Genomic DNA, 15,279 nt, shown 5'->3' on the forward strand with positions numbered 1-15,279 from the left:
TGTCGCTCACTGCTCCGCCCCCTCGTTCTCGTCGCTCGCGTCGGTCTCGTCGGTCTCGTCGGTGTCATCAGAGGCGATCGGCTCGTAGACGAGCACCGCCCGGTTGTCGGGGCGCAGTCGGGCCGCGGCCACGGCCTGCACTTCCTCGGCGGTGACGTCGAGGACGCGCTGGACGGCGGTCAGGGCGAGCTGCGGGTCGCCGAACAGCACCGCGAAGCGGCACAGTTCGTCGGCGCGGCCGGCCACCGTGCTCAGCCGGTCCAGCCATTCGCGCTCCAGCTGGGCCTGCGCGCGCTCCATCTCCTCGGCCGTCGGGCCCTCGGCGGCGAACCGCGCGAGCTCCTCGTCCACGGCCGCCTCGATGGCGGGCACCTCGACGCCGCTGGAGGTCTTGACGTCCAGCCAGCCCAGCGAGGGTGCGCCGGCGAGGCGCAGCATGCCGAAGCCGGCCGCGACGGCGCTCTGGTCGCGGCGCACCAGGCGGTTGTGGAGACGGGAGGACTCGCCGCTGCCCAGGACGGTCAGCGCCACGTCGGCGGCGTCGCACTCGCGGGTGCCGTCGTGCGGGAGCCGGTAGGCCGCCATCAGCGCGCGGGCCGGAACCTCCTCGACGACCTCCTCGCGCAGCTGCTCGCCCATGATCTCGGGCAGCGAGCCGTCGCGCGGCGGCTGCTTGCCGTCGTGGCCGGGGATGGTGCCGAAGTACTTCTCGACCCAGGCGAGCGTCTTCTCGGGGTCGATGTCGCCGACGACCGAGAGCACCGCGTTGTTGGGCGCGTAGTACGTACGGAAGAACGCGCGCGCGTCCTCCAGGGACGCGGCGTCCAGATCGGCCATGGAACCGATCGGGGTGTGGTGGTACGGGTGGCCCTCCGGGTAGGCCAGGGCCGTCAGCTTCTCGAAGGCCGTGCCGTACGGGACGTTGTCGTACCGCTGGCGGCGCTCGTTCTTGACGACGTCGCGCTGGTTCTCCATGGACTCGTCGTCCAGGGCGGCCAGCAGCGAGCCCATCCGGTCCGCTTCCAGCCACAGCGCGAGTTCCAGCTGGTGGGTCGGCATCGTCTCGAAGTAGTTGGTCCGCTCGAAGCTGGTGGTCCCGTTGAGGGAGCCGCCGGCGCCCTGGACCAGTTCGAAGTGGCCGTTTCCGGAGACGTTCTTCGAGCCCTGGAACATCAGGTGCTCGAAGAGGTGAGCCAGGCCCGTACGTCCCTTGACTTCGTGGCGAGAGCCGACGTCGTACCAGAGGCAGACCGCGGCGACCGGGGTCAGGTGGTCCTCGGACAGCACCACGCGCAGGCCGTTGGCCAGCCGGTGCTCGGTCGCTGTGAGGCCGCCGGAGCCGGCGTGAGCTGTGGCCGTGTGACCCATGGGCATGTGGTCCCTTCGATCGCGATGCAGAGATTCCTGTCAGACCTGCCACTGTATGCAAGCGTGTCGGCCGGCGGAGAAGTTCCCGGCCCAGTCCTGGGTCGGAGTCGGCGTTGTCGGTGCCTCGGGCCACAATGGTCCGCGTCACCCCTGTCCGAAACCGGTCCGCACCCGTACCGGCCCCGTCCCAGTCCCACCCCCCGCCCCACCCCGTGAGAGCTCAGCTCATCCCGATTCTTGGTTAAGGAGCCGCGCAGCGATGGCCCGCCGCAGCACGAAGACCCCGCCGCCGGAGGATTTCGAGGAGAAGATCCTCGACATCGACGTCGTCGACGAAATGCAGGGCTCCTTCCTCGAGTACGCGTACTCGGTGATCTACTCCCGTGCCCTGCCCGACGCCCGCGACGGCATGAAGCCGGTGCACCGGCGCATCGTCTACCAGATGAACGAGATGGGCCTGCGCCCCGACCGCGGCTACGTGAAGTGCGCCCGTGTCGTCGGCGAGGTCATGGGCAAGCTGCACCCGCACGGCGACGCGTCGATCTACGACGCCCTCGTGCGCATGGCACAGCCCTTCTCCATGCGGCTCCCGCTGGTCGACGGCCACGGCAACTTCGGCTCGCTCGGCAACGACGACCCGCCGGCCGCGATGCGTTACACCGAGTCGAAGATGGCCGACGCCGCCTCGTTGATGACGGACGGGATCGACGAGAACACCGTCGACTTCGCCGCGAACTACGACGGCCAGGAGCGCGAACCGGTCGTCCTTCCGGCCGCTTACCCGAACCTGCTGGTCAACGGCGCGTCCGGGATCGCGGTGGGCATGGCCACCAACATGGCCCCGCACAACCTCGGCGAGGTCATCGCGGCCGCCCGCCACCTGATCCGCTACCCCGAGGCGGACCTGGACGCGCTGATGCGCTTCGTACCGGGTCCCGACCTGCCCACGGGCGGCCGGATCGTCGGCCTCTCGGGCATCAAGGACGCCTACGAGAACGGCCGCGGCACCTTCAAGATCCGTGCCACGGTGGCCCTGGAGGACGTGACCCCGCGCCGCAAGGGGCTGGTCGTCACGGAACTGCCCTTCACGGTCGGTCCCGAGAAGGTCATCGCGAAGATCAAGGACCTGGTCGGCTCGAAGAAGCTCCAGGGCATCGCGGACGTCAAGGACCTCACGGACCGCTCGCACGGCCTGCGCCTGGTCATCGAGATCAAGAACGGCTTCCACCCCGAGGCCGTCCTGGAGCAGCTGTACAAGCTGACGCCGATGGAGGAGACCTTCGGCATCAACAACGTCGCCCTGGTCGACGGGCAGCCGCTGACGCTGGGCCTCAAGGAGCTGCTGGAGGTCTACCTCGACCACCGCTTCGAGGTCGTCCGCCGGCGCAGCGAGTTCCGCCGCGGCAAGCGGCGCGACCGGCTGCACCTCGTCGAGGGCCTGCTCGTGGCGCTGCTCGACATCGACGAGGTCATCCGGATCATCCGGGACAGCGACAACTCCGCGCAGGCCAAGGAGCGCCTGATGGAGCGCTTCTCGCTGAGCGAGATCCAGACCCAGTACATCCTGGACACCCCGCTGCGCCGGCTCACCCGCTTCGACCGGATCGAGCTGGAGTCCGAGCGCGACCGGCTGGCCGGCGAGATCGACGAGCTGACCGGGATCCTGGACTCCGACAGCGAGCTGCGCAAGCTGGTCTCGGCGGAACTGGCCGCGGTGTCGAAGAAGTTCGGCACGGAGCGCCGTACGGTGCTGCTGGAATCGGCGGGGACGCCGGTCGCGGCGGTCCCCCTCGAGGTCGAGGACACCCCGTGCCGGGTGCTGCTGTCCTCCACCGGACTGCTCGCCCGCACGCCGAACGCCGACCCGCTTCCCGAGGAGGAGGGCGGCGCGCGCGCCAAGCACGACCTGATCGTCTCGCAGGTCGCGGCGACCGCGCGGGCGGACATCGGCGTGGTCACCTCGTACGGCCGGCTCCTGCGGCTGTCGGTGATCGACCTGCCGCAACTGCCCGACACCCACGCCGCGCCGAACCTGGCGGGCGGGGCCCCGGTCTCGGAGTTCCTCTCCGGACTGGAGGCCGACGAGACGGTCGTCTGCCTGACCTCGCTGGACGAGTCGGGGCAGGGCCTGGCGCTCGGCACCGAGCAGGGCGTGGTCAAGCGGGTCGTGCCCGACTATCCGGCCAACAAGGACGAGCTGGAGGTCATCACCCTCAAGGACGGTGACCGGATCATCGGGGCGGTCGAGCTGCGCACGGGCGAGGAGGACCTCGTCTTCATCACCGACGACGCCCAGCTGCTGCGCTACCCGGCGGGCCAGGTCCGCCCGCAGGGCCGCCCCGCGGGCGGCATGGCGGGCATCAAGCTCGCGGACGGCGCCAAGGTGATCCACTTCTCGGCGGTGGACCCAGCGCGGGAGGCCGTGGTGTTCACGGTGGCGGGCTCGCACGGGACGCTGGACGACTCGATGCAGTCCGGGAAGCTGACGCCGTTCGACCAGTACCCGCGCAAGGGCCGGGCCACCGGCGGCGTGCGCTGCCAGCGCTTCCTGAAGGGCGAGGACGTCCTGCTGCTGGCCTGGGCGGGCGGTTCCCCGGTCCGCGCGGCGGCGGCGAACGGCACTCCGGCCGCGCTGCCCGCGGTCGACCCGCGCCGCGACGGCTCGGGCACGGCCCTGCCGGCCGTGGTCGCGGCGCTGGCGGGTGCGGCGCTGTAGGAAGGCCGTAGGCAGTACGCGATCATTCGGGTGGTACGTCCGGGGGACGTACCACCCGAATGGCGACTAGTGTTTTCCCTCTTGGCACTGTTGGGCGGGGCGGGGAGACACAGAACTGATGAATCGTCGGTCGGGCGGATTGATCAGTGACTGGGCCGAGGCCCAGCGCCGGACGCAGCAGACGCAGCTGATCCAGCAGCGCGAGGCGGAACGCCGGCAGCGGACGTACGAACGGGACGTGGCCCGGGGTCAGCGCGAGCAGCAGGCCGCCCGCAAACAGCACCGCGAGGCCCAGGCCCGGCGGGCGACCGAGCAGCTCGACGCCCGGGTCGCGGCCCTGCAGGGGCTGTTGGCCGCGGGCTGCCGGGCCCCGGCGTTCCGGCTGGCCTCGCTGGTCAGGCCCGAGCGGCTCGACCCCTTCGATCCGGGGACCCTGGCGCACCCCGTGCCGCTGCCGCAGCTGCACCACTTCCAGCAGCAGAGCAGCGGCTGGACGCTGGGCTCGAACCGGCGGGCGCAGGCGGAGCGGGAGGCGCACGCCCGGTACACGCAGGCCTGGCAGGCGGCGCAGGCCGCGGAGGCGCAGCGGCAGCAGCAGCTGGCGGCGTACCGGCAGCAGTACGACCGCTGGGCGGCGGAGCAGCTCGCCGGGATCCGCGCGCACAACGGCGGGCTCACCGAGCTGGCCGGGGCGCTGCGCGCGGGCGACGCGGAGGCCGCGGTGGAGTACTTCTCGGCGGCCCTGTACGCCTCGGCCGGCTGGCCGGAGAACCTGCCGCGACAGGTGTCGGCGGCCTACGACCCGGCGCGCCGCCAGCTGGTGCTGGACTGGGAGCTGCCCGGCTACGAGGTGGTGCCGGAGGCCAAGTCGGTGCGGTACGTGCCGAGCACGGACCAGGACAAGGAGACGGCCCGCCCGGTCACGCAGCGGCGGGCGATCTACCGGGACCTGCTGGCGCAGTGCGTGCTGCTGGTGGTGCGCGATCTGTACGCGGCCGACGAGTTCGACGTACTGGACTCCGTCGTCGTCAACGGCTTCGTGGACGCCCACGATCCGGTGACCGGGCGGGAGGCGCAGCTCGTGCTCGCCTCGGTGTCGGCGCCCCGGGCGGCCTTCACCGGTCTGCGGCTGGAGCTGGTGAGCGCGGTGGACTGTCTGGTGGAGGGGCTGGGCGGGCAGTTGTCGCCGCGGCCCGACCAGCCCGCCGCCGTGCGCCCGGAGCGCCGGCCCGGCGAGGTGGGCGGCGTCGTCCGTCACGGAGGGCACGCGGACCGCGACGAGGAGGAGCCGGACCTCTTCGCGATGGACCCGATCGCCTTCGAGAACCTGGTCGCCGAGCTGTTCCGGGCGATGGGCATGGAGGCGGTGACCACGCAGCGCTCGGGCGACGGCGGGGTGGACATCGAGGCGAACGACCCGTCCCCGATCACGGGCGGACGGATCGTGGTGCAGGTCAAGCGCTACCGCAACACCGTGTCGCCGACGGCCGTCCGGGACCTCTACGGCACGGTGCAGGACAAGGGGGCGAACAAGGGCGTGCTGGTCACCACCGCGACCTTCGGACCCACGTCGTACACCTTCGCCGACGGCAAGCCGCTGGAGCTGGTGCACGGGGCCGCCCTCGTGGAGCTGCTGCACCGGCACGGACTGCGCGGCCGCCTCGGCCCGGGCGCGGCGCCCTCGGTCCCGGCCCAGCGGACGGCCGAGCCGGAGCCCGCCGCGGACCACAACGTGCTCGGCATGTCCTGGGCGGGGTCGGTCGCGCTGGACGTGTGCGCGCTGGTCTGCGAAGGCAACCGGGTGCTGAGCGAGGACCACTTCGTGTTCTTCAACAACCCGAACACCCCGGACGGTTCGGTACGGACCCACGCGCACGCGGCACCGGACAAGGCGGCGCTGCTGGTCGCCTTCGACGCGTTGCCGCAGCGGTCCGACCGGCTGGTCCTCGTCGCCGCGATCGACCCCGAGGCCGATCCGCACGCCGATCTGGCCGGCTTCACCGACGCCCGGATCCGGCTGCTGGGGGCGGGTGGCGAGGAACTGGGCCGGCTGGAGGTCTCCGACGGCCGCGCCGGCGAAACCGCCCTGGTCCTCGGCTCCTTCCGGCGCCGCCCGGGCGGCGACTGGGACTTCGTCCTCGGCGGCAAGGGCTACCCGGGCGGACTGGAGCCCTTGCTCGGCGACTTCGGCATCGAGGTCGCCTGACCCCGCGCGGGGCGGCCGCTAGAAGTCCTCGGGATCGGGATGATCCTCCGGGTCCGGGTCCTGGTCCGGGTCCTGGTCCGGGTCCTGGTCCGGGTCCTGGTCGGATTCCGGAGCCGGCTCCGGAGCCGGGCGGTGCACGTAGCGCAGGACGCCCCACATGCTCTCCGGGGCCGCGTGCCACGGCTCCGGTTCGCGGCAGTTCTCCAGTTCGCGGAGCAGGGCGGGGCCGTCGGTGCCCGAGCCGATCAGGACGAGCTGCGTCAGGCGCGGCTCGCCCCGGCCCCAGGGGTGCGGGGCGAAGCGGAGGAAGCGGCCGACCGCGTGGACCTCGTAGCGCTCCTCGTGGCCGGGGACGCCGAAGTAGACGGAGCCCTTGATCCGGTAGAGGCCGGCCGGGCGGCGGTCGAGGAACTCGATGAACCGGCGCGGGCCGAGGGCCTGCTCGGACACGAACTCCGTGGCCTCGTAGGCCGCGTGGACGTGGTCCGCGTGATCACCGCCGCCGTGGTCGCCGTCGTGATCGCCGTCGTGGTCGTGTGCCTGGGCGAGCAGGTCCTCGAAGGACAGCTGGCCGCGCGTCTCGGTCCACGGGCGGCGGTCGAAGAGCAGCTCCGGGTCGATCCGCCCGTGGTCCGCGCCGACGACCGGGATGCCCGGTGCGCAGAGCGCGGCGAGCGCGGCCTCGATCCGGGTGCGTTCGGCGGCGTCGACCCGGTCGGTCTTGTTGAGCACCACCAGGTCGGCGACGGCCAGGTGCCGGTCGGTCTCGGGGTGCCTGGCCCGGGTCGCGTCGAACTCCGCCGCGTCGACGATCTGCACCATGCCGCCGTACCGGACGGCCGGGTTCTCGTTGGCGACGAGCATCCGGACCATCTCCTCCGGCTCCGCCAGCCCGCTCGCCTCGATGACGATCACGTCGATGCGGTGGACGGGGTCGGCGAGCTTCTCCAGGTACGCGTCCAGTTCGCTGCCGTCCACGGCGCAGCACAGGCAGCCGCCGCCGAGGGAGACCATCGAGTCCCCGACCTGGCCGGCCACCGACATCGCGTCGACCTCGATGGAGCCGAAGTCGTTGACGACGACCCCGATCCGGGTGCCGCCCCGGTTGCCGAGGAGGTGGTTGAGGACGGTCGTCTTGCCTGATCCGAGGAATCCGGCGAGGACGATGACGGGGATGCTGTTCACCCGGTCGATCGTAGCCAGCGTCAGCCGAGGACGGGCACCGGCCGGGGCGGGGTCGGACCGGTGTAGCGGGCCGCCGGCCGGATGATCTTCGAGTCGGCGGCCTGTTCCAGGACGTTCGCGCTCCAGCCGACCACGCGGGCCGCGCAGAAGGTCGGCGTGAACATCTCGCGCGGCAGCCCGCACAGCTCCATGACCACGCCCGCGTAGAACTCCACGTTGGTGTGCAGCTCCCGGCCCGGCTTGAGCTCGGCGAGGATCTCCTCGACGTGCCGCTCGACCTCCACGGCGAACTCCACGAGCGGGCCGCCGAACTCCAGGGCGATCCCGCGCAGCATCCGCGAGCGAGGGTCCTCGGTGCGGTAGACGGGGTGCCCGAAGCCCATGATCCGGTCGCCCGCGAGGACGCGCTCGCGGATCCACGGATCGATCCGGTCCGCCGTGCCGATGGCGTCGAGGGTGTCCAGGGCCCGGCTGGGGGCGCCGCCGTGCAGCGGGCCGGAGAGCGCGCCGATCGCCCCGGTGAGGCAGGCCGCGACGTCGGCGCCGGTGGAGGCGATCACGCGGGCGGTGAAGGTGGAGGCGTTGAAGCCGTGGTCGATCGTGGAGATCAGGTACCGCTCCACCGCGCGGGCCCGGACCGGCTCGGGTTCCCGTCCGGTCAGCATGTAGAGGTAGTTGGCCGCGTACGGGAGGTCGTCCCGCGGTTCCACCGGCTCCAGCCCCTGACCGAGCCGGTACAGGGCGGTGAGCAGGGTCGGTACGGCGGCGCAGGCTGCCAGCGCGTCGGCGGCCCGGCCTTCGGGGGCCAGGTCGTAGACCGGACGGAAGCCCGCGAAGGCGCCGAGCAGGGAGAGCGCCGTGCGCAGCCCGGAGAGCGGGCCGGACAGGGCGGTGGCGCGGGCCAGGGCCGGCAGGGCGTCCCGGACCTCGGCGGGGAGCCGGCGCAGCGGGGCGATCTCGGCAGTGAAGGCCGCGCGCTCGGCGGCGTCGGCGGGCAGTGCGCCGCGGAACATCAGGTGCCACACGTCCTCGAAGGTGCGGCTCTCGGCGAGGTCGACCGCCGAGTACTGGCGGTAGTGGTAGAAGCCCTCACGGCCCCTCACGTCACCGAGCTGGGTCTCGGTGACCACGACTCCCGCGAGTCCGCGGGGGGTTTCGGCGGGTGCGACGGTGGTGTTCATGGATCGACCATCCATGATGGACTCAATCACTGTCAATATTGATCGCATCAATATATGTAGGGTGTGCGTCATGGACGACGAGCCCGGTGAGCGAAGGATCGGCACCCAGGAAGCGGCCCGGCTGCTGGGGGTGAAGCCCGCGACCGTGTACGCGTACGTCAGCCGCGGCCAGCTCACGAGCCGCCGCGACCCGGTCGGACGCTCCAGCAGTTTCGACGCCCGCGAGGTGGAGGCCCTGGCCCGGCGCAGCCGGCGCGAGGCCGCGGGTCCCCCCGGGTTCGCCGCTCCCGCCGCCTCCGCCGGGGAGCTCTCCGTACGCACCGCGCTCACCCTCATCGAGTCCGACCGGTACTACTTCCGTGGCGTGGACGCCGTGGAACTGGCCTCGCGGTACCGCTACGAGGAGGTCGCCGAGTGGCTCTGGACGGGGACCCTGGTGCGCGGGGCCCGGTTCACCGCTCCCCCGGAGTCCCTCGCCGCGGCCCGCCGGGCGGTCGCCGCACTGCCCGAGCACAGCGGTCCGATCGACCGGCTGCGGGTGGCCGTCGCCGCCGCGGCGGTCGCCGACCCGCTGCGCTTCGACCTGTCCGGGCCGTCCGTACTGGGCTCCGCGCGCGCCCTCATCCCCACCCTGGTCGGCGCCCTGCCCGAGGTGGGGCCGGCACAGTGGGGCGGGGACGGCCGCCTCTCCCGGCAGCTGTGGCCCCGGCTCACCGCCCTGGACCCCGATCCGGACGCACTGGCCGTCCTGGATCTGGCCCTGGCCCTGCTGACGGACCACGACCTGGCCGCCTCGACCCTGGCCGTACGGGTGGCCGCGTCGGCGCGCGCGCATCCGTACGCGGTGGTCTCGGCCGGGCTCGGCGCGCTCGAAGGCCCCCTGCACGGAGCGGCCGGGCGGCTCGCGCACCGGATGCTGGGGGAGGTGCTGGAGCGCGGCGGCGCGGCTCCGGTGGTGGCGGAGTACCTGCGGGCCGGACGCAGGGTGCCCGGGCTCGGGCACCGGCTGTACGAGGGCGAGGATCCGCGGGCGACGGCGCTGTTCGCCCGGCTGGAGCCGCTGGCGCAGGCCGGTCCGGCGCTGGGCGCGGCGCGCGAGGTCGCCGGGGTGATGGCCCGGCACGGCGGCGGCCTGTACCCCAACGTGGACCTGGCGCTCGCGGTGCTGACGGTCTCCTGCGGGATGGCCCCGGAGGCCGGGGAGACGGTCTTCGCGGTGGCCCGTACGGCCGGCTGGATCGCGCACGCGCTGGAGGAGTACGAGGAGCGCCCGCTGCGGATGCGACCGAGCGGGCAGTACCACGGACCCCGCCCGCCACAGCCGTTGCCGTGACGGGCGGGGTGTTCCCGGCAGGAGGAGCCCGGGCTCAGCCGGCGTAGGCCTCGAACTCGCCGACCTCTCCATGCGGTGCGGGGGTGTGCACGGGCGGCTCTACGAGGTGGGGCGCGGGAAACAGGTGGTACCGGCGGTCCGGCTGCGGCGTCAGGTCCGCAGCCAGACCGCCGTGTCCTGTCCGAGCAGCCCGTCCGCATCCAGCGCGGAACTGCTCAGCAGGAGGCTCGTGTGGGCCGGCAGCGGGACCGGCTCCGGGGACAGGTTGGCCACGCAGACCAGCCCGTCGGGGCGGCCGAAGGCGAGCACTCCGGGCGGCGCGGGCAGCCACTCCAGCGATCCCCCGCCGAAGCCGGCCGCGGCCCGGCGCAGTCCGAGGGCCGTCCGGTAGAGGGTGAGCATCGAGTCCGGGTCCCCGGCCTGGCGGTCCGCGGCGTACGCGGGCCAGTCCGCGGGCTGGGGCAGCCAGGGCTCGTTCCACGGCTCGGCGGTCCACGGCAGCGGGACCCTGCACCCGTCCCTGCCGGGGTCGGTGCCGCCGGAGCGGAAGTGCATCGGGTCCTGGATGCGGCCGAGCGGGATCTCGGCCTCGGGAAGCCCCAGTTCCTCGCCCTGGTAGACGTAGACGGCGCCGGGGAGGGCGAGGGTGAGCAGCGCGGCGGCGCGGGCCCGCCGGGTGCCGAGGGCCAGGTCCGCGGGGGTCCCGAAGGCCTTGGTGGCGAAGTCGAAGCCGGTGTCGGCACGCCCGTAGCGGGTGACCGTACGGGTCACGTCGTGGTTGCACAGCACCCAGGTGGCCGGGGCTCCGACCGGGGCGTGCTCGGCGAGGGTCTCCTCGATGGAGGTGCGCAGCCGGCCGGCGTCCCACGGGCAGCTGAGGAAGGAGAAGTTGAAGGCGGTGTGCAGCTCGTCGGGGCGCAGGTAGCGGGCGAAGCGCTCGGAGTCCGGCAGCCAGACCTCGCCGACGAAGATGGCCCCGTACTCGTCGGCGATGGCCCGCCAGGAACGGTAGATGGCGTGCAGGTCGTCGCGGTCGATGTACGGGTGCACCTCCCCGGGCCACGGCTCGGGCGAGCGGCCTGCCAGGTCGGGCAGGGCCGGGTCCTTGGCGAGCAGGGCCGCGGAGTCGATCCGTACGCCGGACACGCCGCGTTCGAACCAGAACCGCAGGACTTCCTCGTGCTCCCGGCGGACGGCGGGGTGGTCCCAGTTGAGGTCGGGCTGCTCGGGGGTGAAGAGGTGCAGGTACCACTCCCCGTCCGGTACCTGCGTCCAGGTGGCGGCTCCGTTGAACTGCGAGGGCCAGTCCCCCGGGGGCAGTTCGCCGTGCTCCCCGCGGCCGGGGCGGAAGTGGAAGAGCTCCCGCTCGGGGCTGCCGGGGCCGGCGGCGAGGGCGGCCTTGAACCAGGCGTGCTGGTCGGACACGTGGTTCGGGACGATGTCGACAATGGTGCGGATGCCCAGTTCACGGGCCTCGGCGATGAGCTTCTCGGCTTCGGCGAGGGTGCCGAAGGCGGGGTCGATGGTGCGGTAGTCGGCGACGTCGTAGCCGCCGTCGGCGAGCGGGGAGAGGTACCAGGGGGTGAACCACAGGGCGTCGACGCCCAGTTCGGCGAGGTAGGGGAGGCGGGCGCGGACGCCCACGAGGTCACCGGTGCCGTCCCCGTCGCCGTCGGCGAAGCTCCGTACGTACACCTGGTAGATGGCGGCCGAGCGCCACCAGTCGGCGGCGTTTTCGGGCAGGGGAAAGTCAGCCACGGAGGGGTCCTTTCAGGGGGGCGACCGGGCACGGCGGCGGTGCGGGGTGGTGCTCACCCCTTGAGGGAGCCTGCCGTCAGGCCGCTCATGATGTTGCGCTGGAAGATCAGGAAGATGATGAGCGTGGGCGCCGAGGCCATCGCGAGCGCGGCGACGAGATGGTTCTCGGGCACTCCCCTGGCGAGCGAGTAGATGCCGACGTTGAGCGTCTGCAGGGCCGGGTCGGGGAGGGTGAGCATGGGCCAGAGGAAGTCTTTCCAGACCCCGACGATGGCGAAGATCGACACGACGCCGAGGACGGGCCGGGACATCGGCAGGACCACGGAGCGCAGGGTGCGCAGGGAGGAGGCTCCGTCGATGGCGGCGGCATCGAGGATCTCGCCGGGGATGGAGTCGAAGAATCGTTTCAGAAGGAAGATGTTGAAGGCGTTCGTGACCGAGGGCAGCCAGATCACCCAGGGCGTGTTGAGCAGGTTCCGCTCGATGAGCGGCATGTCCAGGACCGTGAGGTACTGCGGTACGACGAGGACGGTGGCCGGGATCATCAGCGTCGCCAGCATCATGCCGAGGACGGCCTTGCCGAAGACCGGCCGGAGCTTGGACAGCGAGTAGGCGGCGGCCACGTCGAGGACGAGCTGGAAGGCCAGGGCGCCGAACGCGTAGTAGAGGGTGTTGAACAGGAGCTTGGCGAGGTCCATGACCTTCCAGGCCGCCGAATAGTTCTCGGCGTGCAGGGAGTCCGGGACCACGGTCGGCGGGACCTGGGTGAACTCCGCGGTGCTCTTGAGGCCGTTGGCGACCATCCAGTAGAGGGGCCCGAGGAAGACGACCGTGAAGCCGATCACGACCACGGCCAGGACGGTCCAGTAGGCGATCTTGCCTCGGGTGCGGCCGAGTTGGGCCGGGGATATCAGCGTGCGCTCTGACATGTGGGTCCTCCCGTCAGTTCTCGTTGTCGCGGCTCAGCCGGACGTACACGGCGGAGAAACCGGCGAGCAGGACGAGCAGGCACAGGCCCAGGGCCGCGGCGCCGCCGTACTGGTTGAAACTGAAGGCGTACTGGTAGATGAGGACGACGACGGTGGTGGTCGATCCTTCGGGGCCGGCGCCGCCGGTGAGCATGAACGGTTCGACGAACACCTGCATCGTCGCGATGATCTGCATGAGCAGCATCAGCGAGAGGATGAGCTTGGTCTGCGGGATCGTGACGTGCCAGATCTTGCGCAGCACCCCGGCTCCGTCGAGTTCCGCCGCCTCGTAGAGCTCTCCGGGGATGCCCTGGAGGGCTGCCAGGTAGATCAGGGTCGCGCCGCCCATGTTCATCCACGTGGAAGCTATGACGACGGAGACCATCGCGGTATCGGTGGATTGCAGCCAGTCTTGCGCCGGCAGGTGCAGGAATTCCAGAATCCTGTTGAAGACCCCGTAACCGGGGTCGTAGAAGTACTTGAAGAGCAGGATCGAGGCGACCGGCGGCATCATCACCGGGAGGTAGACCAGCAGGCGCAAGTAGCCCTGTGCGTGCCGGAATTCGTTGAGCACGATCGAGACCACGAACGGGACGGCGAAGCCGAGTACCAGCGCGAGCCCGCTGAAGAGCAGGGTGTTGCGCCAGGCCTGCCAGAACGCCGGGTCGTTGAAGACGTAGCGGAAATTGTCCCAGCCGACCCAGTGGACGGCTCCGCCCTCGGTCTTCTGGAAGGCCAGCAGGAACTCCCGGACCATCGGGTACCAGGAGAAGAAAGAGAAGCAGAGGACGGCGCCGATCAGAAAGCCGTGGGCCGAGAGGTTCCGCTTGAACGCCCGGACGAATTCCTCACGAGAGGTACCGGGCAGGGTGGGAGCCGACATCGCCGCTCGCTCCTTGGTGGGTCGTCGCCATCTATGTGCGGGTGTACGGGGCCTGCGGGCGGGTCCGGGCCGGGGAGGCCCGCCCGGACCTCCCCCGGCCGGGGCGGCTACTGGTTGGCCAGCACCTGGTTGACGGCCTTCTCGGCCTCCGCGAGGAGCTGCGCCGAGTCGGCGTCCTTGTTGGTCAGGACCGCCGACATCACCTTGTCGAGGACCTTGTAGACCTCCTGGGCCTTCGCCGGCTCGGCCTTGCCGGCCACCGGGTTGTCCAGGAAGGGCTTGAAGTTGACGACCGGCATGGTGGCGTTGGCGGCCTTCAGCTCGTCGTCCTTGGCCTTGCTGGCGCCGGTGAAGAAGGCGGGCTGCGGAAGCCCGACCGGCAGGCCGTCGGCCTTGGAACGGTCGTACTTGAACTGGCCCTTGCCGACCGCGAGCGTCTTGAAGTTCAGCCAGGCGATGGCGGCCTTGACCTTGTCCGGCGAGCTGCCCTTCTTGATCATGTAGCCGTTGCCGCCGGCCAGCGTCGCGGCGCCGCCGGGGATGGGGCCCATGCCGAAGTTCTCGTACTTGCCGGAGAGCTGCTGCACCATGTAGGTGATGTCGTCGGGCGCGGCGAGGAACATGCCGAGCTTGTCCGAGGCCATCTGCTTCTGCAGGTCACCCCACTTGAGCAGCTGGGTCTTGCCCATGCTGTCGTCCTCCCAGCGCATGGCGTGGAGGTTGTCGACGATCTGCTTGCCGGTCGGGTTGTTGAAGGCCGCCTTGCCGTCGGCTCCGACGACGTCGCCGCCCATGCCGTACATGGCGGCCGTGAAGTGCCAGCCGCCGGTGTTCTCGACGCTGTACTCGCCGTAGCCGGCGGTGCCGTTGCCGAGCGCCGCGATCTTCTTGGCGGCCGCGCGGACCTCGTCCCAGGTGCGCGGGGGCTGGTCGGGGTTGAGGCCCGCCTGCTGGAAGAGCTTGCGGTTGATCAGCAGGCCCATCGTGTAGTTGCTGGTGGGCAGCCCGTAGAGCTTGCCGTCCTGCTTGAGGGTGTTGACGACGTTCTTGTCGATGTCGCCGAAGCCCGGGATCGACTGGGCCGTGACGTAGGAGGAGATGTCCTCGGCGCCGTCGTTGTCCAGCACCTGCTTGAGGTCGGTGAAGTAGGCGTAGAAGACGTCCGGCTGCGACTTGGCCTTGAGCATCGCCGTGAACCGCGGGGGCTCCAGGCACTGGCCGGGGGTGGAGCGGCCGTCGATCGTGACGTTCGGGTAGGTCTTGTTGAACTCCGCCACGTCCTCCTTCCACTGCTTGAGCTCGGCAGCCTTGGCCGCCGGCGGCATGCAGTCGATGGAGAGGGTGACCTTGGTCTTCGGGTCGAGCGGCGCGGAGGCGTCCGTGGAACCGCCGGACGGCTGGTTCTTGGTGTCGTCCCCGCTGCTGCTCGTGCCACAGGCCGCGAGGGCGGTGACGGCGAGCGCCGAGACGAGGGCGGTCGCGGTGGTGCGGCGGATGTTGGTTCTCATCGGTGGTCCCCTTCGAGCATCGAGCAGGAGGCGTGGGGCGTGTAAGGAGGCGAGCGCGGCACACTCAATCACCACCGACAGATGAACGCAATATCTCGCGCAGATTTCGCAAGAGATTGGCAGCAGAGCGCCGGGCAGCTCGGGTGGTGAACGCAAAACAGGGCCCCGAAACG

General features: G+C 71.3%; 10 protein-coding genes. 3 read left to right on the forward strand and 7 right to left on the reverse strand.

Translation table 11 applies throughout. The features are described 5' to 3' along the window. Positions 1-6: 6 nt before the first annotated feature. Positions 7-1,374, reverse strand: a complete 1,368-nt coding sequence (locus OG898_RS02470; RefSeq protein WP_266954708.1) for a pitrilysin family protein — start codon at positions 1,372-1,374, stop codon at positions 7-9. Positions 1,375-1,627: 253 nt separating this feature from the next. On the opposite strand from OG898_RS02470, the gene OG898_RS02475 reads away from it, so the two are divergent. After that, the gene (locus OG898_RS02475; RefSeq protein ID WP_250746497.1) at positions 1,628-4,084 is read left to right on the forward strand and encodes a DNA topoisomerase (ATP-hydrolyzing) subunit A; all 2,457 of its coding nucleotides are present in this window, start codon (positions 1,628-1,630) and stop codon (positions 4,082-4,084) included. A 118-nt stretch (positions 4,085-4,202) separates the two neighbouring features. Then, positions 4,203-6,290, forward strand: a complete 2,088-nt coding sequence (locus OG898_RS02480) for a restriction endonuclease (protein ID WP_250746499.1) — start codon at positions 4,203-4,205, stop codon at positions 6,288-6,290. An 18-nt stretch (positions 6,291-6,308) separates the two neighbouring features. On the opposite strand, the gene OG898_RS02485 is transcribed toward OG898_RS02480, so the two are convergent. Together OG898_RS02485 and OG898_RS02490 are read right to left on the reverse strand one after the other, a co-directional pair. Continuing rightward, positions 6,309-7,475 carry a GTP-binding protein gene (locus tag OG898_RS02485; protein ID WP_266954713.1) on the reverse strand — a complete coding sequence of 389 codons (1,167 nt, stop codon included), beginning with the start codon at positions 7,473-7,475 and terminating at the stop codon, positions 6,309-6,311. Between the two features lie 20 nt (positions 7,476-7,495). Beyond that, positions 7,496-8,671 (reverse strand): citrate synthase/methylcitrate synthase, encoded by a 1,176-nt coding sequence (locus OG898_RS02490; protein ID WP_266954715.1) that lies wholly within the window; start codon positions 8,669-8,671, stop codon positions 7,496-7,498. Between the two features lie 55 nt (positions 8,672-8,726). On the opposite strand from OG898_RS02490, the gene OG898_RS02495 reads away from it, so the two are divergent. Then, complete coding sequence (locus OG898_RS02495; protein ID WP_266954717.1) at positions 8,727-9,989, forward strand: citrate synthase; 1,263 nt, start codon at positions 8,727-8,729, stop codon at positions 9,987-9,989. A 150-nt stretch (positions 9,990-10,139) separates the two neighbouring features. Here the strand turns inward: OG898_RS02495 and OG898_RS02500 are convergent, their stop codons facing one another. The 4 genes from OG898_RS02500 to OG898_RS02515 all read right to left on the reverse strand — a co-directional run bounded on the left by OG898_RS02500 (position 10,140) and on the right by OG898_RS02515 (position 15,106). After that, complete coding sequence (locus tag OG898_RS02500; protein ID WP_266954719.1) at positions 10,140-11,747, reverse strand: alpha-amylase family glycosyl hydrolase; 1,608 nt, start codon at positions 11,745-11,747, stop codon at positions 10,140-10,142. 53 nt (positions 11,748-11,800) lie between these two features. Continuing rightward, complete coding sequence (locus tag OG898_RS02505; RefSeq protein WP_250746509.1) at positions 11,801-12,676, reverse strand: carbohydrate ABC transporter permease; 876 nt, start codon at positions 12,674-12,676, stop codon at positions 11,801-11,803. A gap of 13 nt (positions 12,677-12,689) precedes the next feature. Then, the gene (locus OG898_RS02510) at positions 12,690-13,598 is read right to left on the reverse strand and encodes a carbohydrate ABC transporter permease (RefSeq protein ID WP_250746510.1); all 909 of its coding nucleotides are present in this window, start codon (positions 13,596-13,598) and stop codon (positions 12,690-12,692) included. Positions 13,599-13,705: 107 nt separating this feature from the next. Continuing rightward, positions 13,706-15,106 carry an ABC transporter substrate-binding protein gene (locus OG898_RS02515; protein ID WP_250746513.1) on the reverse strand — a complete coding sequence of 467 codons (1,401 nt, stop codon included), beginning with the start codon at positions 15,104-15,106 and terminating at the stop codon, positions 13,706-13,708. Between the last annotated feature and the right edge of the window lie 173 nt (positions 15,107-15,279).

It is taken from the genome of Streptomyces sp. NBC_00193, from assembly GCF_026342735.1.
Classification (GTDB): domain Bacteria; phylum Actinomycetota; class Actinomycetes; order Streptomycetales; family Streptomycetaceae; genus Streptomyces; species Streptomyces stoeckheimensis.